Here is a 17,847-nt window from a genome sequence, read left to right as displayed (position 1 = left end):
CAAGTGGAAAAGCAGGTATGCGTTTTCGAACGCTTTCACTGAAAACGAGGGGTGGGTGTGTTGCAGACCACTTTCTTAAAATAGCCTTTTTAGCCCTCAAAGAAACAGTCAAGGCTACTTTCACTGAAAATGAGGTTCGGTGAATTTATGTTGGTTGTTTTGAATTGTTGTACTAATGGGAAACGATCCAATCCCGACACCATCGGTCGAGGATCTTCAAGATGATCCACTGGCTGACGCGGCCACATCTATTTTTCGACGACGAGAACTTCTTCGGCCACAGCACGTTCCACAGAAAGACCGGATCGTCGGTCGTGACCGCGAAATAGAGACTGTAGAAGCTCTACTCAAACCAGCTGCTTTCGGTGATCCGCCCGAGAGCGGATTTCTGTTCGGAAAGACAGGGACTGGTAAATCACTTGTGGCGAAACACGTCACAGGTCGTGCTCGAGGAGTTGCACAACTGCAGGGCACGAATTTGACTGCTGCCTATGTTGACTGTGATCAATACAACACCGAAACACGAGCCGCTCGAAAAATGGCGTTTGAGGTCCGAGACGCCATAGATCCCGACCGTTATATTCCGAAAGAGGGAGTAGGTGCAAGTCGCTACTATGATTCTCTATGGGATTCTGATGGACTACTTCACGAGTCCGATTCGCTGATAGTCATCCTTGACGAAATTGACAAACTTGGAAATGACACTGCTGAAATCCTCTCGAAACTCTCTCGATCGGAAGAAGCAGGGAAAACAGGATGTTATATCTCAGTTGTCGCGATCAGCAACAAGACCGATTACACCGATGCTCCTGATGAGCGTGTAGCATCGAGTTTTCAGGACGATCCGATTATTTTCCCACCCTATAACGCCAATCAACTACAAGCGATTCTTGAGCGTCGTAGCGACGCGTTCAAGGATGATGTGCTCGAGAACGGCGTGATCGAGCTAGCGTCTGCGCTCGCCGCTCGTGATCACGGTGATGCACGTCGCGCACTTGACATTCTCCGATCAGCTGGTAAACTCGCAGAAAAAGATGACAGTGAGCATGTAACCGAGGATCACGTTCGCGATGCCGACGAGTACAGTGATCTGAATCGGTCAATTCAGGTAATTAAGAATGGAACACCACACTCGCGGTACGCACTGTATGCACTTGCGTATCTTACCAAAACAAGACTCGCGGATTCATTTTCAACTGGCGAACTATACGATGCCTACTGTATCGTGGCTGAAATCGCAGTCGGGGAATCGCTTACCCATCAACGTGTCTTGGATTTAATGAAAAAGTGGACACTACCTGAAATTACGGAAAGTCGTCACACGGGCGGTGGGAAAGGGCAAGGAAGTTATCGAACCCATCGACTGCTGCATGATCCAGACGTTGTCATGTCCGCCTGTATCGAGTCTTCAGAAACACAGCGAGATATCCAGAGCCAGTTATCTATATAGGTATTGTTTTTCACTGAAAACGAGGGGTGTCCCCGAACACGTTTCACTGAAAATCGGGGGTGTCTCAACCTACCTAGTCCAGCTATCCACAACGCTTAGACCACGTCGTCGGCCCGCAACTGTTCGATCTCCTCACTCGAGTAGCCAAGCGCCGCTAACACATCGTCCGTATCCTCACCGAGGTTGGGCATCGGTTCGGCTGCAAACTCGAGCGTATCCGAGTCAATTGGCGTGTCGATGTAGGGGATCGGACCGTCCTCGGTCTCGAGGTCTTTGACCAGGTCAAGATGGTCCGTCTGTGGATGCTCGAGGACGTCGTCGAGCTGGTTGACGTCGCCCCACGGAATGCCGGCCTCGTCGAGTCGGTTGGCCCAGTAGTCCCGAGACTGGTCGACGATGAGCGACTCGATCGTCGGCTCGAGGACGTCACGATTCTCGACTCGGTCCTCGTTTGTCGCGAATCGCTCGTCACAGAGCAGATCGGGTTGCTCGAGGACGGCGTCACAGAGCAGTTCCCAGTGGGCCTCGCTGAGGATGGCGAAGTTGATGTATCGGTCGTCGGCCGTCTCGTGGGGGCCGTAGGGTGTCAGCAGGTGGTGGCGCATGCCGATTCGCTCCGGAAGCTCGTCGTTGTGCCAGTACTTCTGTGGGAAGTAGCCGAGCCACGAGAGCATCCCACCGAACATCGTAACGTCGAGTTCCTGTCCCTCGCCGGTGCGTTCGCGATGGAAGAGCGCGAGCAAGGTCGAAATCGTGCCGTAGGTCGCGGCGTTGATATCACAGACGCTCAGTGGGATCTTGGCTGGAGCGTCCGGCGAGCCGTTCATCAGAATGAGGCCGGTTTCGCCCTGCATGACCATATCGTAGGCCTTCCGGTCGCTGTAGGGGCCGTCCCGGCCGTAGCCGGAGATATTCAGATAGATGATATCCTCATTAATTTCGCGAACGTCCTCGTAGCCGACCCCAAGGCGGTCGACGACGCCCGGTGAGTAGTTCTGGACGACGACGTCGGCCTCGTCGGCGAGTTCGTGAAAGATCGCAGTTCCCTCGTCGCTCTTGAGATTCAACTCGACACTCAGCTTGTTGCGGTCGACCCAGACGTGCGCCGAGGAGTCGCCGTCGACGACCGAATCCCAATGGCGGTTGACGTCGCCGACACCGGGGCGTTCGACTTTGATGACTTCGGCACCGAAATCACCGAGCAGTCGAGTACACAGCGGGGCGCTGATCCCACTCTCGAGACTGACGACCGTAATGTCCTCGAGTGCAAGCACGCTAGAGTTCCTCCGGCTGCGTGCCGATGCCCTCAGGCCAGCCCGGCGGCTCGGCGGCCGACGGCTCGGCATGGCTGCGTTTGAGGACCATCGGGGTTCGCTCAAGCGAGAGCACGAGATCGCCGTGTTGGTTGTACGCCCGAAGTTCGGTTTCGACAATACCGACGTGATCCCGGGACTCGAGTTCACGCTTGCTCAACACCTCGCTTTCGGCGAAGATCGTGTCCCCGTGGAAGACTGGACTGTGGTGGCGGATATCGTCGTAGCCGAGATTGGCCGTGGCGTTGACCGAGATATCGATGACGCTCATGCCGACCGCGAGCGCGATGACGAACGTGCCGTCGACGAGGCGTTCGCCGAACTCCGTCTCAGCCGCGTAGGCCTCGTTGAAATGCATCGGGTTGAGGTTCATCGTCACGTTCGTCATCCAGACGTTGTCCGTCTCGGTGACGGTGCGTCCGAACGGATGTTTGTAGATGTCGCCAACCTCGAAATCCTCGTAGTAGCGGCCGTGCCAGCCGGAGACGAGTCGTTTTTCGGTTGATTCGTCGTCAGTTGCGTCTGTATCGGTGGTTTCGTCTGTATCGGACATGATTCGTGGGGTGGTTCTGGTGACAGCAGTTGGTACGTCGTCAGTACGATCGCGGGAGTCCAAGCACGTTCTCGCCGAGATAGTTCAGCGCCAGTTCCTGAGTGATCGGCACCAGCCGCGTCAGGCGTGCTTCTCGGAAGTAGCGTTCGACGTCGTACTCCCTTGCGACGCCGAACCCGCCGTGAGTCTGGACCGCTGCATCGGCCGCCTCGTAGGCCGCATCCGCGGCGAGGAACTTCGCTGCGTTCGCATACGCACCCAAATCGACATCCTCGTCCGAGGCGGCGCGATCCGCGGCGTTGTAGGTCAGCTGTTTTGCCGCCTGTAGGCGAGCGTAGGCCTCCGCCAGGGGGTGCTGTATCGCCTGATTCGAGCCGATAGCGCGGTCGAAGACCTCCCGGTCGTTGGCGTACTCGACTGCGCGCTCGAGTGCCAGCCGTCCCAGCCCGATACACTCGGCAGCGATGACGAGTCGTTCCTCGTTCAGTCCGTCGAGTACCTGGTAGAAGCCCTCGCCCTCGACACCAATGAGGTTCTTCGCGGGCACGCGTAGGTCGTCGAACCAGAGTTCGAACGAGTGGACGAACTCGCTGGCTGATTTGGGGATCGACTCCATCTCGAGAGCGCCCTGCTCGTGGGCGTCCTCGAGATCTACGAGGAACATCGAGATCCCGTGGGTTCGTTTCTCGACCTCGGCCCGGGGTGTCGTCCGCGCAACGACGACGACGTAATCCGAGACATCGACGCGAGAGGTCCAGATCTTCTGGCCGTTGATGACGTACTCGTCGCCGTCGTTCGACGCGGCTGCGCCGTTTCGTTCCGAGGTGCAACGCGCCTCGCTCTTCTCTGCACGCGTCTCGATCGCCGTCGAGTTCGAGCCCGCGTTTGGTTCGGTCAGCCCGAACGCCTGGATCGAACGCTCGCCGTTGGCAACGTGGGGAAGCAGATCCGTTTTGAGTTCCTCGCTCGCGTATTCGACGATCGGCACGGAGTTGTAGACGCCGCCGTGGACGGCCTGTGCAGCGCTGAACCCGCCGCCGTTGGCTGCGATTTCCTCCATCATGACGACGGTTTCCTGGGTTCCCATTCCCGCACCGCCGTACGCTTCAGGGACGAGAATTCCCATCCAGCCGTGATCTGCGAGCGCATCGACGAACTCGTGGGGGTATTCTCCGTCGGCAGCTCGTCGCCGCCAGTACTCGTGGTCGAAATCCGAACAGATGTCGCTGATACTCGAGCGAACGAGTTGTTGGCTCTCAGTGAGTGCAACCGCATCGCGCAGGAGTCTCGCCATCGGGTAGGTGTCGTCAGGTCGAGAGAAAAACGTTGTGTCGCAAGCGGTGTCTCGATCGTCGGGACGTGCTCGCTACGAATCCGCCTGCGTCCTCGAGCGTCTCACTCGGGCGGTCGCTGCTCGTACACGTCGCCGACACGGTCGGCATTCGGACCGAACTCGGACTCGAGAAGGTCAGGTACGTCTTCTGGTTGGACGTCGGAGTACCACTCGTTGCGCGGCTGAATCGCAAGCGCAGTACCACCCTCGCTACAGAGCCCCAGACACTGAGTCTCTGTCACCGAAATCGGCGACCAGAAGGCGTTGCGGTCACGGAGCCAGGATTTGATTGCCTCAACGGTTTCTTTTCCGCCGGCATCGGCACAGCAAGCGTACTCACCGTCGCGGTCGGTCGTACAGACGAACACCTGCGCCTCGAGTCGTTCCCGTTGGTGGTCAGTTCGGCGTTTCATTTCGGCTGCACTCGACTCGCGGGGACATCGATTCGGATCGAGACGGGTTCGGTCATCGGCATGAAAGTTGAATTTCTCTACTGAAACTAATATTGTAAAGCTTGTGGTCGGTAGCGAACACACGTATTGGAAGCAGTGGTCGCTTCTGACCGTCGTGCACACCAGACTGCAAAGCGGCTATAGTAGCCACTGGAAGTCAATGCACACCTGATGGCACGACGGGAGCGTGGTTCGGAGCGTGCGCGGTTCGGAACGAACGAAGTGAGTGAGAACCACGGAAAGTGAACGGGGAGGAACGACCCGTGAGCGATTCGATCAGTGTGTAAATAGTTGCAGTTGTTACTATAGATGGACGTGGAAATCGGTGCAGTTGGTGTGATACCACGATTTCGAGACCGTGATTTTGCGCGATGATCGCTATGAGACGAGACACACATTGTACGCACGTAACATACACGGTGAACTACTTCGGGGCCGGTCCTCGAGTCACTTACCCCCACAAGTCCGATGAAATACAACGTTCACCCACACACTATCGGAATTAGCCGACATATTTGAGCAGATACGATCGGCTAATGGGTGTATGATGAACGACTGGGCCAACTGCAGGATAACGAAATTGTTTTCCTACGGGTAACGCTTGAGTCGACTATCAACGAGTCCATGAATATCCAACGACGGTCACCAAGAAGGGGGGTTCGCCGTGGCGGCTGAACGACTACTCGTACCGCTGTCGGACACGGTGACCGTCCGACAAACGGTCGGGTATGCGGTTCGGTCTGGCCTCGAGAACAGCGACGAACTCGACATCCATCTCGTGGTGGCCTTACCCCACGAGACGGACTTGCCAGAGAGTCAACAACACACCGAAGCAGCATCAGAACTGCTCTCGAAAGCCAGAAGCTGGGCCCAGGAAGATGCGGGCAGTAGGCCAGTAACGATCGAAACAGCACTGCTCGGAACAGACGAGTACCTCTTTGGCCCTCGCGACTTCGCCGATACGTTCAACGATTACGCAGACGAACACGGGATCGATCAAGTCGTTCTCGATCCGGAGTACCAGCCCGGAGCGACGGCCCAGATGCTGCAATCGATCGAACGCGAACTCGAGCGCGTCGGAATCGCCTACGACGAAGCGCCAGTCGAGCGACCGGCTCGCCACGAGCGGTTAGTCGGTGACGGAACCGAACGCTTCGATCGGCTGTTCGCGATGTTCTGGATCTCTTATGGCTTCTATCTCGTACTCGGTGATCCAACGTACTGGTTCGATCTCGTGACAGGAGCCGCGGTTGCCGGGATCGTTTCGGTGTCGCTTGCACAGATCACGTTCACGTTCCCGCTGGACCGTGTCCAGTCACCGATCCGGACGATTCGGTTTGCGTTCTACGTGCCGTATCTCCTCTGGGAGATCGTCAAATCCAATCTCGCAATCTCGCTCGTCATCCTACGGCCATCGATGCCCATCGAACCCACGATGACACGGATCAACGCCCGCGTCAGAAGCGGGCTCCCGCTGCTCGCACTGGCAAACAGCATCACGCTCACGCCAGGCACGCTCGTCGTCCGGGCCGACGACCAGCGGCTGCTCGTCCATACCCTGATTCCGTCCGCACGTGAGGGACTGTTCGATGGCGACCTCGAGCGGGCCATCAGGTTCGTCTTCTACGGACGCGAATCGGCAGCGATCCCGACGCCGCGCGAGCGCGGTGATACAGAGATTATCCGAGGTGACGACCAGTGATTCCAAGTGGTGTGACCATCGAGGAGATCTTCCTCGGGGCGGCCGCGCTGTTCGTCGTCCTCGCGATCATGATGTTTTATCGCGCAGTCGCGGGGCCAACGACCCAAGATCGACTGCTCGCGGTGAACGTTCTCGGGACGAACACGGTCGTGATTCTCGCGCTGCTCGCGGCGGGACTCGACGAGCCGTGGTTCCTCGATATCGCGCTGATCTACGCCCTGCTGAACTTCCTGATGGCGATCGCCATCTCGAAGTTCACCGTTGAGCGAGGTGGTGTCCTATGATCGAATCGCTTCGCTTCTGGGCGATCGTCGTGCTCGTCGCATTCGGGCTGTTCTTTACGTTCGTCTCGGCGGTGGGCGTGCTTCGACTGCCCGACGTCTACGCCCGAGCCCACACCGCATCTCAGGCGGACACGCTCGGTGCTGGACTCGCACTTGCAGCCGTCGCGATCGCGCTCGGCTGGCAGCACTCGGCGGTGTACACCGTCCTGTTGCTGTTTTTCGTGTTCATCACGAACCCGACGGCAGCACACGCGATCGCTCGTTCCGCCGCAGAGAGCGGGATCGATCCACTGACTGCTGACGACACAGAGGAGGGTGAGTCGAAATGAGCCCGTTCGCACTGACGCTGGCCCTGTTCATCCTGCTCACCGCGCTCGCGACGGCCCTGTTTCGGGATGTCCTCTCGGTGATCGTCGTCTTCGGCGCCTACAGCCTCGGCATGGCGATCCTCTATACGTACCTGCTTGCGCCCGACGTCGCGATGACCGAAGCCGCGATCGGAGCCGGCGTGACGACGATCCTGCTTCTGTTGACAATCGCGCGGACGACCCGACCACCGACCGACCGGCTGTTCGAGAAGATCAACGTGCCAGCGATCGTCGCCGTCGGCGCGTTCGTGCTCGTCTTGATGACGCTACTGCCGGATATGTACGCCGTTGGTGTCGAAGACGCGCCGGTCTGGGGTGGCGGGGTGCTCGAGCAGACGCCCTCGCTGTACTACCTGCAGGAAACGTACGCTGATACCGGTGCCCAGAACGCCGTGAGTGCGGTGCTTGCCTCCTACCGTGGGTTCGACACCTTCGGTGAGGCCGTCGTCGTCTTCGCGGCCGGGCTCGCCGTTCTCCTCGTCTTGAAACGGGAGGTGTTCACATAATGTCTCGTGCAGAATCCTACGACGATACCTACACCGAAAGCCAGGTGATCATGACCTCGGTCAAGATCATCGCACCGTTTATCCTCACCTACGGGATGTTCATGAGCCTCCACGGCGCTGACACGCCCGGTGGGAGCTTCCAGGGTGGTGCCATTATCGGCGTCACCGTCCTCATGCTCGCTTTCGCGTTCGGGATCGAACCCACCCGTCGGTGGCTGAAAAACTCCTTTATTGTCGGTCTCGTGACCGGCGGCGTCACCATCTTCATCGCCACCGGTCTCGCGACTATCGCACTCGGGGGCAACTTCCTCGAGTACGACCAGTTCACCGAGGCCTTCGGCATCGCCCACTACTGGGGGATGGAAGCGATTGAAGTCGGCGGCGTCGCACTGATTGTCGCCGGCATCGTCATCACGCTCTTTTTCGCGACCGCCGCGGGCTTTACGCCCGAACATCGTGAAAACGACGGCCTCGAGACGGAGGTGAAAGACGATGATTGAAGCTGCAGTCGACGTTCTGACGACGCGGTACGCCTACGCGCTGATGTTCGTCGTGATGGGCATCGGGATGTATATGATGATCGCAAGCGAGAACCTCGTCAAGAAGCTGATCGGTGTCAACCTCTTCCAGACCGCGATCTTCCTGTTTTTCGTCGCGGTCGCCTACGTCGAAGGCGGAAGCGCACCGATCGTGCCAGCCGACCCAAACCCGGGCGAGCTCGCAATGGCGAGTCCGCTTCCGCACGTGATCGTGCTGACCGCGATTGTCGTCGGGATTGCGCTGACTGCCGTCGGATTGGCACTGATCGTCCGCATCTACGCGGAGTATGGAACCCTCCGCGAGGATACCCTTCGGGAGGTGCGTGCCGATGAGTAGACTCGCCGAACTGCTGCCGGCCCTGCTGATCGCCGCGCCGATCCTGCTTGCGACCGTGCCGATCGCACTCGGCCTCCGATTTGACCGAACCGGCTGGTCCGTGGCTGCGATCACGACGACGGCGCTGTTTGCGGCGACGGCCTATCTCGCCGCCGCCGTCTACGAAACCGGCCGCGTCGTCCACGTCCTCGGCGGCTGGGGCGAACCACAGGGGATCGGCATCGAACTCGTCGCCGACGAGTTCTCCGTGCTGATCGCCCTTCTCGTCACGGTCACTGCTGCGGCCGTCCTCGCATACACCCGCACCGGCGGTCCGCGCGGAAACACGTTCTACACCGGCTACCTGCTGCTCGTCGGTGGCCTGCTCGGCCTCTCGATGACTGGCGACGTGTTCAACATGTTCGTCTTCCTCGAGATCGTCGGGCTGGCAACCTACGCCATGATCGCCAGCGGCGACGGTCCCGAATCCGCAGTCGCCGCCCTGAAATATCTCATCCTCGGCACGCTCGGGGCCTCGATGTACCTGATCGGTGTCGGCTTCCTGTTCATGGCAACCGGCGCACTGAACATGGAAGTCCTCGGTGAGGTGATTCCACAGATCGCCGACAACGGCGGGAGCGATCTGACGCTGCTCCGTGCGGCCTTTGCGTTCATCTTCGTTGGCTTCGCGCTGAAGGTGGCCCAGTGGCCCTTGCACAGCTGGCAGCCCGACGCTTACCAGCACGCTCCTGACGGCGTCACCCCAGTGATTGCCGCCCTCGTCTCGACCGTCTCCGCGTACGCACTCGGTCGAATCATGTACAACGTCTTCGGACCCGAGTTCCTCACCGCAACGCCGTATCTGACCGAGATCGTCGTCACGGTCGGCGCTGTGAGCGTCCTCGCCGGGAGCACGCTCGCCGTGATCCAGCGCGACGTCAAACGCATGTTCGCGTACTCCTCGGTCTCGCAGTTCGGCCTCATCGTCGTTGCCTACGGCCTCGTCACACAGACGGCGTTCGTCGGCGCGGTCATCCACCTGATCGGCCACGGCGTCATCAAAGCCGGCCTCTTCATCGGGGCTGGCGTCGTCGCCGTCGGCTACGGTGCCCGAACCGTCGATGAGTACGCTGGACTCGCCAGCAACAGGCCGTTTGCGGCCGGCTCGATCGCGCTCTTGCTGATCGCACTGATCGGCATCCCGCCGTCGGCTGGCTTCATCGGCAAGTGGTATATCGCCGTCGGCGCGGTCGAAGCCGAGCTGTGGCCCATCGCGATCGTCATCTTCCTCAGCACCATGCTGACGCTGGCGTATTCGGCGCGGCTGCTCGAGAAGATGTATTTCACGCCGGCAACTGGCGTCGACTCGCCACACCCAGCAGGGGTTGCAACCGACGGTGGCAGGGCCGGAGCCGTCTCGATCGGTATGCTCGGCATCCTCATCGCGACAGCCATCGTCGCCATCGGGCTCGGCTTTACGGGTGGTGCCTTCTTCGAGTGGCTCGAGCCGTTTACTTCGGAGGTGTTCAACTAAATGACTGAAGCGTCCATACTGCCGTTGGCCGCCGTCCTCGTATCGGCGGTCGCGATGTGTCTGATCATCGCGTCGTATCGTTATCCGAACGTCCGCGAGGGCTGGTCGGTCGTCGCCGCACTGACGAAGTTCGGGATCGTCGCGAGTATGCTCCCGGGCGTCATGGACGGGACGACCTACTACTGGAGTCTCAGCGAGTCACTCGGCATCGAGTTCCTCGCCGGGATCGACTTCGTCCTGCGTGCCGATCCGCTCGGCATGCTGTTTGCGATGCTCGCGAGTTTCCTCTGGATCTTTACCTCGTTCTACGCCGCTGGCTACATGCGCGGGCTGGACGAACACGCCCAGACCCGGTTCTTCGCGGCGTTCGCAGCGAGCCTCTCGACGGCGATCGGGATCGCTTTCTCCGGGAACCTGGTGACGATCTTCATCTTCTACGAGCTGTTGAGCCTCGTCACCTACCCGCTGGTCGCTCACAACGAGGACAACGAAGCCCGCATCGCGGGTCGGAAATACCTCACCTACACGTTCTTCGGTGGCGGGGTCTTCCTGCTCGCCGGAACCGTGTTGGTCTACTGGCTCACCAGTAGCGCAGATCCTGCCGGGAACGCCCATCTGGCGTTCGAATCCGGCGGTATCGAGATGCTGTCCGAAGCCGCTGCCGCAGACCCGGCTATCGCCCAAGCTGCGTTCTACCTCCTGATCGCTGGCTTCGGCGTCAAAGCCGCCGTGATGCCGCTTCACTCCTGGCTGGCCGACGCGATGGTCGCGCCGACACCCGTCTCCGGACTGCTCCATGCGGTCGCAGTCGTCAAATCCGGCGCGTTCGGCGTCGCTCGAGTGATCCTCGAGGTGTTCGGGCCGGGACTGATCCACGACCTGCCGCTGAACGTGCCTGCGATCGGTGAGGTCGGGCTGAACATTCCGGTGGCGATACTCGCGGCGTTTACGCTCACTGCGGCGAGTATCATCGCGATGCGCAAAGACCATCTCAAGCGTCGACTCGCGTTCTCGACGACGGCACAGCTCTCCTACATCGTACTGGGGCTGTCGCTGCTCCATCCGTACGCGATCCTCGGGGCGCTGTTCCACATCCCCGCCCACGCGTTCGGGAAGCTCACCCTGTTCTTCTGTGCGGGGGCCGTCCACGTCGAAACCCACACTGACTACGTCAGCGAGATGGCCGGCATCGGCAAACGGATGCCGCTGACGATGTCCGCCTTCGCTATCGGTGCGGCCGGCATGGCCGGGATGCCGCTTGTCGCCGGCTTCGTCAGCAAGTTCTACATGCTGATCGGATCGGGAAGCGTCGGCGGCGGCTACTGGATCTTCGCGGCCGCACTGATCGTCTCGGGAATCCTCAACATCGCCTACCTCTGGCCGGTCGTCTACACGGCCTTCTTCGAGAGCGAGGACCGACACGACGCCAAACCTGTCCTCGAGTTCCCACCGGGCGGCAAACGCGAGTCGTACTTCGCAGACGAGGAGTACGCAACCGACGGTGGCGAGAAGCCTGAATCCGGACATCCACAGCCCGCTGGCGATGACGACGAAAGCGAATCCAAAGGCGCTGGAACGCCGGCGGAGCTGGACGATGACGAAGCGTACGAGTATGCTGTCGACAAGTACCCAAGCGACCACACAGTCTCCGACGACGCTGCGGACGATGACCATCACGACCACGGTGGCCACGACGACGCGCATGACGACCACGACGACCACCACCACGGCGGCCCACCAGCCGGTGGCTGGGCTCGTCACACCCCGCTCAGCGAGAGCACGTGGCTCATGCTCGTCCCGATCAGCATTATCGCGACCGGCGCGGTTACGCTCGGAGTGGTCCCCGACTACGCCGTCTTCCTCGATCTGGCGACGTACATCGTCGAAGGCGTCTTCGGGGTCGAATCGTTCGATGAGTTGCGTGGCCTCTCGCTTGCTGAGGCACTCGAGGTGATCGACGAATGACCGAAATCGACATGTTGACGATGGCCTACCCGCCGCTGATTGTCTTTGCAGCGGCCCTGCTCGTGCTCGTCTTGCCACGGATCCTTGGCTTTGCGCTCGGTGCGCTCAGTCTTGCGTCCGTGGTCGCAGTCGCACTGTTCGCTCCAGAGGGTGCACATCTGACGGGGACATTCCTCGGATTCGCGGAGATACAGCCGTTCTACATCGACGACTTCACCCGAATGATGGGTGTCGCACTCGGGTTCCTCGGCACCTTCGCCGTTATCTACGCCTACTCGAGTGAGGCGTCGAAGACGATGGCTGCGTTCGCACTCGCTTACGTCGCCAGCGCGATCGGTGCGGCCTTCGCTGGTGACTGGCTCGTCCTCGTGTTCATGTGGGAGATCATGGCGCTGACGAGCACGCTGCTCGTCTGGCAATACGGCGGCGACGCGGTCCGTGCGGGCTACCGGTACGCCCTCGCCCACGGGATCGGTGGTAGTCTGATGTTGTTCGCGGTGATCGCCCACTACGCGCAGGTCGGAACCTTCGCCTACGGCGAGGGCGTTGAGTACGCTGATGCCTTACTGGCTGGCGGGATCGCCGACGGGCTTCCGCTCTTGCTTGCAGTGCTCGGGATCGGTGTCAACGTCGCGTTCGTCGGCTTCCACACCTGGCTGCCCGACACCTACCCGCGACCACACTTCGCGGCGTCGGTGTTCCTCGCCGCCTTTACGACGAAAACGAGCGCATACATTCTCCTGCGGGCCGTTCCGGAGGGGAACATCTATCTTGCGTACATGGGCGGCCTGATGGCCGTCTACGGCGTCGTCTTCGCCCTGCTCCAGCACGACATGCGTGCGCTGCTGTCCTATCACATCCAGGCTCAGCTTGGGTACATGGTCGCCGGGATCGGGATCGGGACCGCAATCGGTGCCGCTGGCGCAATGGGACACCTGTTCAACAACGTCCTCTACAAGAGCCTGCTGTTCATGGCCGTCGGGGTCGTCATCTACCGAACTCGAGAGAACGACCTCTACAAACTCGGCGGCCTCTGGCGTGAGATGCCGCTGACCGCGATTGCCTTCTTCATCGGCGCGCTCTCGATTACCGCCGTGCCCGGCTTCAGCGGCTTCATCAGCAAGGGGATGGTGCTCGACGCCGCCGATCCGAGCTACTACGGTGGCTCGGAGTACCAAGCACTGTACTGGTTGCTGTTCATCGGTGCCATCGGCACGTTCCTCTCCTTTATCAAACTCGGCTACTACGTCTTCTTCCACGGCGAGAGCGATCGCGAGGTCCGCGATTCGAAGCCGGGACAGACGACGGCGATGCTCTCGGTCGGCGGCGCGTGTGTCGTCCTCGGACTGCCAGCGGTCGGTTGGCCGGTCTTCACCGATCTGCTGCCGCTGATTGATGGGACAGGATTCATTGGCCCCGGTGGTGCTGAGCAAACGCTCACGCCGTACAGCATGGGCCACCTGCAGGATGCAGCGATCCTCATCGCCATCTCCGCAGTCGGCTTCAAGGTCATCCGCAAGCCGCTCTCGAAACTCGACTACTCCGACCCGGCACTGATCGTCAACCCCGTGATGTACCATCTCGGACGCGGGACGATGCGCGTCACGACGTGGACGTACGCCACCGTCGACGCTGCTGTCGTTAACTTCGTCACGAGCTGTTACTGGATCGGGAACAATCCCGCGCTGGCTGTCGATGCCGCTGCCCGCCGACTCCCGATGGTCGACGTCGAGGAACGCCGCGCCGCAGACGGCGGTCGTCCATCGACGATCCACCTTCGAACCGGGATCGGCACCACCGTCCTCCTGTTGACGATCCTGTTGACGGTCGTCCTCTGGCTGCTGATTACCTAACGCCGTTTCGCGTTCTCGAGGCGAGACTCGACCGACACTCGAGACACTCGAATCGGTCGTCCGGTCGATGATGGTGAAAATCAATTAGCGGCCGGTGGCCAGACGATCTACTAAAATCAGTACCACGCCGTGACAATTCGGACAGTCAGCGATCCGCGACTCGAGACACCCGGCAGTGTCAGCGATTCTCCGAATGTTCATCGTGCTCGCTCGAGTCGGCGTCGACGATCGGTGAGTACGTTTCCGGGACCGCGATCGTCCGCTCGAGTGCAGATGTACGTAACGCGGGTTTCGATGCTGTGGCTTCGCGCCGGTAGCTGTCGCCGTCGTGATCCCCTCGGACGCCGCGTGGCGTCAGGTAGTTGCCGTCGACGTCGACGTTCGCGTCCTTACAGAGCCGTTTGAGCACTGATCGAGCGCCTTCGGTGGTGATCGCCGGGGGCGCAATCGCGTGTTCGCGGGCGAGCTCACTCGCCGTCGCATCCGCACACAGCGCGTCGATTTCGTCGTCGTCGTAGCCACGCTCTGCCAGCACGTTTTTGACTCGGCGAGCGATCGACGGTGCATGCCGGGTCGGAAACAGCGGCCAGTCGTTGGCCGGTGGATCGAAGACGACCCGGTACCGTCGTAGCGGCGTCCGAGCCGGGCCGGGCAGTGGCACATCCTCGAGTCGCTGGGATTTTCCCAGCACGCGAATCGTGCCCGTATAGAAGTCGACGTCCTCCCACGTCGCCCCGGTGCGGCGCTCGTCGTCGGGGACGCTAAACAGTTCGGAGCCCCGCACGCTCGAGTGGGCGAGCAACGAGACCATCGCGTACTCGCGCAAGCGATTACACCGCTCGTCGTGGTTGTCGGGTGCCGTCGATGCCGCAAGTGTGCGTTCTCGAAGGTAGCGCTCGAGTCGACGGCGCTGGGTCGCCGTCCAGTACTCGCGGCCCGGTCGATCGTCAGCGGTCGGCAGCGTGGCCGTAGCGTCGTCGGTCGCGGCCGGATTCGACTCGAGAATGCCGCCACGAACACACCACGAGAGAAACGCGCGGACAACCGCGTAGTAGGTGCCAGCAGTCGAGGCCGTGTACTCGCCGCGGTCGACTCGAGTGCGTAACTCAGTGGCGTAGGCGTGCATATGCTCGACGTCAAGAACGAACAGTGAGTGGACGTTGTGTTCGGCCTCGAGCCAGTCAGCCCAGCGTCGCAGGATCGATTCGGCGTTAGAAGCGTACGTGCCGGCCCCTCGTCCGTCGGGGTCGCCGACGGCTTTTCGCTGGAGGTACGCATCGACCGCGTCAACGACGGCGACGTCTGTCTCGGAGTCGGTCACGGTTCGATCACCCTGCCGTTCGGTCCGGTATCGACGCCGTGAATCATCTACTCGTACGATACTGGCCCAGCACCCTAAATCTGTGTTTCGGAACTGGGAGTCCGGAAAGAAACTGCTATTCAAATCGCTGGTGATCGAGGTGGACGGACTCCCTGTCGGCTCGGTAGCAATATGCCGTGGACCGCCGTTTTCCTGGCCAGCAGATTGTAGTTAGTAATACCAAAGTTAATGGACAAGATGCAGACATTATTAATACCTATGTTGTTCGCTCTTGTGAAGGACATTGTTGGTGAATCAGAGAACAGTTCGAATGGGTTCTTTCAGAGTGTCTCGTCCGGATTTGCGTAGGATTTTCCGGCGAAGTTCGAAGAGTTTGAGATACGCGGTGAGATTCTTCGAGATGCCTCGATGGGGCGAGAGCCACCGTCGCGCCAGCGACGCGTGGCTCTCGCACGTATTCACGTGTGCGCCTCCATCAACGTACTCGCCTTCGCCGTGAATAACCGCTTCTCGCTGGTACGTTTCGTCCTTCTCTAATGGGTCGTAGGCACGAAATCCGTCGGTATAGACTGTCAGCGACTCCTCCTCGTAGTCATCGAGGAGGAGTCGCACGGTTGATTCGTCGGCGGATTTCGACGGGATGACGTATCGCTGATCGCTACCGCGATAACGAGGACAAACACAGGTGGCTTATGTCCGTCGTAGCTTCCACGTCCACGCTTTGATAGGCCACGCGAGCGCGACGGTCGGTCGCGCCCGCGGCCCTTCTTCCCGGCAGAGACGTAGAACTCGTCGATCTCGACTGGGCCAACGAGATCGATGCGAGGCGCGTCGAGCATTCTGGCGAAGCGCTCGACACGCCGATGAAGCGACCGATACGAGAGATCAAGTTCAGCGTCTAACTGGCGGATACTCGTGTTGAACCGGAGCAACGAGTAGAACGCGAACAACAGCTTCTCGAGGCCGATATTCGCGCACGCAAAGATCGTGCCGGTCCTGTCGCTGAACGTGCGTCCACAATTGTTACAGCGATACCGCTGATACTCTCGATAGCTGCCGTACTTGATCACCGATTCAGACTGGCAGCCGGGCACTGGAGGCCCTCGCGCCAGCGAACCTGCTCCAGCAGGTTCGCGGCGCTCGCCTCCGAACGAAACACTTCAATTGGAAACATAGTCGGGTGATGCTGACGCATCACCCTTGCCCGCTACGCTTTCACAGCGCCAGCTCTGTTCGACCAACAATCTGCTTCCGAAGAGCGAAGTGGCTAACAGTAATCGGGAACATCGGGACAGTTGTGATTCTACTGCTCATTGGACACTCGTTCGTCGCGCTACTCGACGGTGTGTTCAAACCGACTCGAGTTCAGTAAAGTTATAAGTAGCAAATTCGGTTCGACCACAGGTCGGACACATGTCTCGGTGGTCGTCGAACTTTGACCCGCAGTGGCGACATTCATAGAGAATTGTATCTGGGTTGTCTTCATCGGTCCCGTGGCTCTGAAGGAATCGGTGTAAGTATTTGTTTACAGGCATTTTACCCGGACTCCATATTTGTCGTCGATGGCTCTCGGAACCCATCCAACGCGGGGTCACCGGAACTGTTTGGTGAGAACACTGTTACTATGTCTTGGGGGTAGATCGTGGTGTGGCCCTGTGGTGTGAGGACGTCGTCATCACGCTCGACTGCGACCACGAGTGTATCATCATCCAAGATTCCTTCTTCGGCGGCGGCTTGGAGTGTCTTTTCAGCGATCGGCGCACCTTCGTGTACAGTCACTTCGATCACCTCCGCACCGCCAGTGAGGCTGATGTAGTCTGCCAGTGGCTCCAAGCGTCGTCCGTTATCCGGACCATAAGGAGAGTAGGGGAAATGATGGTCCTTCTGCAAGAGGTACTCGTCTTCGATTTCGATGTTTAGGTTCTCAATCTCACGACCGATACGTCTAAGATCCGTCGTGTCAGAGCCGACTGCGAGCACGTGGAGATTTATTCTGCCACCCATCAGTTCCCGTACATTGATCACACCAGGAACGGCACCGAGTTGTCTTGCGGCAGTTTCGACATTTCCGAACGTAGTATGACAGAGAAAGAGGTTCATCAGCGAGTCATCAGCCCGTTCGAAATTAATAGTCGGGTGGTAGCCCTCAATCAGCCCGTGTTCTTCCAGGTTGGCGATTCTGTTTCTGATTGTCGCCCCGGTTACGCCAACCTCCCCGGCTATTTTTGGAGCCGATGCATTCCGGGCGTCGACCATCAATTTGTATATGATCTGCCGATCTATCTGGTCGAGTCGATAGTCTTCTCTCGAGCCACCAGTCATGGGATATTATTCGTGAAGCAAAACCATATACCTGTG

16 protein-coding genes and 1 pseudogene are annotated in these 17,847 nt (G+C 59.7%); 10 read left to right on the top strand and 7 right to left on the bottom strand.

Annotation, left to right across the window (positions count from 1 at the left end; genetic code table 11):
- The first annotated feature begins 175 nt into the window (after positions 1–175).
- Complete coding sequence (locus DV706_RS20150; protein ID WP_049889947.1) at positions 176–1,450, top strand: Cdc6/Cdc18 family protein; 1,275 nt, start codon at positions 176–178, stop codon at positions 1,448–1,450.
- Between the two features lie 95 nt (positions 1,451–1,545).
- Here the strand turns inward: DV706_RS20150 and DV706_RS20145 are convergent, their stop codons facing one another.
- The 4 genes from DV706_RS20145 to DV706_RS20130 all read right to left on the bottom strand — a co-directional run bounded on the left by DV706_RS20145 (position 1,546) and on the right by DV706_RS20130 (position 5,062).
- Positions 1,546–2,724 carry a CaiB/BaiF CoA transferase family protein gene (locus DV706_RS20145; RefSeq protein WP_006067399.1) on the bottom strand — a complete coding sequence of 393 codons (1,179 nt, stop codon included), beginning with the start codon at positions 2,722–2,724 and terminating at the stop codon, positions 1,546–1,548.
- A 1-nt stretch (position 2,725) separates the two neighbouring features.
- On the bottom strand, positions 2,726–3,316 hold the full coding sequence (locus DV706_RS20140) for a MaoC family dehydratase (protein ID WP_006067400.1): 591 nt from the start codon (positions 3,314–3,316) through the stop codon (positions 2,726–2,728).
- A gap of 40 nt (positions 3,317–3,356) precedes the next feature.
- A complete protein-coding gene (locus DV706_RS20135) occupies positions 3,357–4,610 on the bottom strand; it encodes an acyl-CoA dehydrogenase family protein (protein ID WP_006067401.1) in 1,254 nt (417 codons plus the stop codon).
- Positions 4,611–4,711: 101 nt separating this feature from the next.
- Positions 4,712–5,062, bottom strand: coding sequence for a (2Fe-2S) ferredoxin domain-containing protein (locus DV706_RS20130; protein WP_006067402.1), 351 nt, complete (start codon positions 5,060–5,062; stop codon positions 4,712–4,714).
- A 703-nt stretch (positions 5,063–5,765) separates the two neighbouring features.
- Between DV706_RS20130 and DV706_RS20125 the strand changes: the two genes are divergently transcribed.
- From DV706_RS20125 to DV706_RS20085, 9 genes are read left to right on the top strand one after another with little or no spacing between them, the layout of a single operon-like run.
- Complete coding sequence (locus DV706_RS20125; RefSeq protein WP_006067403.1) at positions 5,766–6,803, top strand: monovalent cation/H+ antiporter subunit E; 1,038 nt, start codon at positions 5,766–5,768, stop codon at positions 6,801–6,803.
- Positions 6,800–7,087 (top strand): cation:proton antiporter, encoded by a 288-nt coding sequence (locus DV706_RS20120; RefSeq protein WP_006067404.1) that lies wholly within the window; start codon positions 6,800–6,802, stop codon positions 7,085–7,087. Before DV706_RS20125 ends, DV706_RS20120 begins: the two co-directional genes overlap by 4 nt.
- On the top strand, positions 7,084–7,416 hold the full coding sequence (gene mnhG, locus DV706_RS20115) for a monovalent cation/H(+) antiporter subunit G (protein ID WP_006067405.1): 333 nt from the start codon (positions 7,084–7,086) through the stop codon (positions 7,414–7,416). The genes DV706_RS20120 and mnhG overlap by 4 nt, the downstream gene beginning before the upstream one ends.
- Positions 7,413–7,961 carry a DUF4040 domain-containing protein gene (locus DV706_RS20110; protein ID WP_006067406.1) on the top strand — a complete coding sequence of 183 codons (549 nt, stop codon included), beginning with the start codon at positions 7,413–7,415 and terminating at the stop codon, positions 7,959–7,961. The genes mnhG and DV706_RS20110 overlap by 4 nt, the downstream gene beginning before the upstream one ends.
- Positions 7,961–8,461, top strand: a complete 501-nt coding sequence (locus DV706_RS20105) for an MnhB domain-containing protein (RefSeq protein WP_006067407.1) — start codon at positions 7,961–7,963, stop codon at positions 8,459–8,461. The genes DV706_RS20110 and DV706_RS20105 overlap by 1 nt, the downstream gene beginning before the upstream one ends.
- Positions 8,454–8,837: a cation:proton antiporter subunit C gene (locus DV706_RS20100; protein WP_006067408.1), complete on the top strand. Its 384-nt coding sequence runs from the start codon at positions 8,454–8,456 to the stop codon at positions 8,835–8,837. Before DV706_RS20105 ends, DV706_RS20100 begins: the two co-directional genes overlap by 8 nt.
- Positions 8,830–10,350 carry a proton-conducting transporter transmembrane domain-containing protein gene (locus tag DV706_RS20095; RefSeq protein ID WP_006067409.1) on the top strand — a complete coding sequence of 507 codons (1,521 nt, stop codon included), beginning with the start codon at positions 8,830–8,832 and terminating at the stop codon, positions 10,348–10,350. The genes DV706_RS20100 and DV706_RS20095 overlap by 8 nt, the downstream gene beginning before the upstream one ends.
- Complete coding sequence (locus tag DV706_RS20090; RefSeq protein WP_006067410.1) at positions 10,351–12,315, top strand: proton-conducting transporter transmembrane domain-containing protein; 1,965 nt, start codon at positions 10,351–10,353, stop codon at positions 12,313–12,315. It begins immediately after the preceding gene.
- Positions 12,312–14,168 (top strand): Na(+)/H(+) antiporter subunit D, encoded by a 1,857-nt coding sequence (locus tag DV706_RS20085; RefSeq protein ID WP_006067411.1) that lies wholly within the window; start codon positions 12,312–12,314, stop codon positions 14,166–14,168. The genes DV706_RS20090 and DV706_RS20085 overlap by 4 nt, the downstream gene beginning before the upstream one ends.
- Before the next feature lie 178 nt (positions 14,169–14,346).
- Here DV706_RS20085 and DV706_RS20080 read toward each other — a convergent pair whose 3' ends face one another.
- The 3 genes and pseudogenes from DV706_RS20080 to DV706_RS20065 all read right to left on the bottom strand — a co-directional run bounded on the left by DV706_RS20080 (position 14,347) and on the right by DV706_RS20065 (position 17,811).
- The gene (locus tag DV706_RS20080; protein ID WP_006067412.1) at positions 14,347–15,489 is read right to left on the bottom strand and encodes a tyrosine-type recombinase/integrase; all 1,143 of its coding nucleotides are present in this window, start codon (positions 15,487–15,489) and stop codon (positions 14,347–14,349) included.
- A gap of 294 nt (positions 15,490–15,783) precedes the next feature.
- Positions 15,784–16,663: pseudogene (locus DV706_RS20075) on the bottom strand (IS1595 family transposase).
- A gap of 362 nt (positions 16,664–17,025) precedes the next feature.
- Positions 17,026–17,811, bottom strand: a complete 786-nt coding sequence (locus DV706_RS20065) for an Lrp/AsnC family transcriptional regulator (protein ID WP_006067215.1) — start codon at positions 17,809–17,811, stop codon at positions 17,026–17,028.
- Positions 17,812–17,847 lie beyond the last annotated feature (36 nt).

The organism is Natronorubrum bangense (assembly GCF_004799645.1).
GTDB lineage: Archaea > Halobacteriota > Halobacteria > Halobacteriales > Natrialbaceae > Natronorubrum > Natronorubrum bangense.
This window is presented reverse-complemented; position numbering and strand designations above follow the sequence as displayed.

Coding starts and splice junctions, on each gene's coding strand:
- DV706_RS20130 (WP_006067402.1), bottom strand. CDS start 5,062: ATGAAACGCCGAACTGACCACCAACGGGAACGACTCGAGGCGCAGGTG.
- DV706_RS20065 (WP_006067215.1), bottom strand. CDS start 17,811: ATGACTGGTGGCTCGAGAGAAGACTATCGACTCGACCAGATAGATCGG.
- DV706_RS20150 (WP_049889947.1), top strand. CDS start 176: ATGGGAAACGATCCAATCCCGACACCATCGGTCGAGGATCTTCAAGAT.
- DV706_RS20085 (WP_006067411.1), top strand. CDS start 12,312: ATGACCGAAATCGACATGTTGACGATGGCCTACCCGCCGCTGATTGTC.
- DV706_RS20140 (WP_006067400.1), bottom strand. CDS start 3,316: ATGTCCGATACAGACGAAACCACCGATACAGACGCAACTGACGACGAA.
- DV706_RS20100 (WP_006067408.1), top strand. CDS start 8,454: ATGATTGAAGCTGCAGTCGACGTTCTGACGACGCGGTACGCCTACGCG.
- DV706_RS20135 (WP_006067401.1), bottom strand. CDS start 4,610: ATGGCGAGACTCCTGCGCGATGCGGTTGCACTCACTGAGAGCCAACAA.
- mnhG (WP_006067405.1), top strand. CDS start 7,084: ATGATCGAATCGCTTCGCTTCTGGGCGATCGTCGTGCTCGTCGCATTC.
- DV706_RS20105 (WP_006067407.1), top strand. CDS start 7,961: ATGTCTCGTGCAGAATCCTACGACGATACCTACACCGAAAGCCAGGTG.
- DV706_RS20110 (WP_006067406.1), top strand. CDS start 7,413: ATGAGCCCGTTCGCACTGACGCTGGCCCTGTTCATCCTGCTCACCGCG.
- DV706_RS20090 (WP_006067410.1), top strand. CDS start 10,351: ATGACTGAAGCGTCCATACTGCCGTTGGCCGCCGTCCTCGTATCGGCG.
- DV706_RS20095 (WP_006067409.1), top strand. CDS start 8,830: ATGAGTAGACTCGCCGAACTGCTGCCGGCCCTGCTGATCGCCGCGCCG.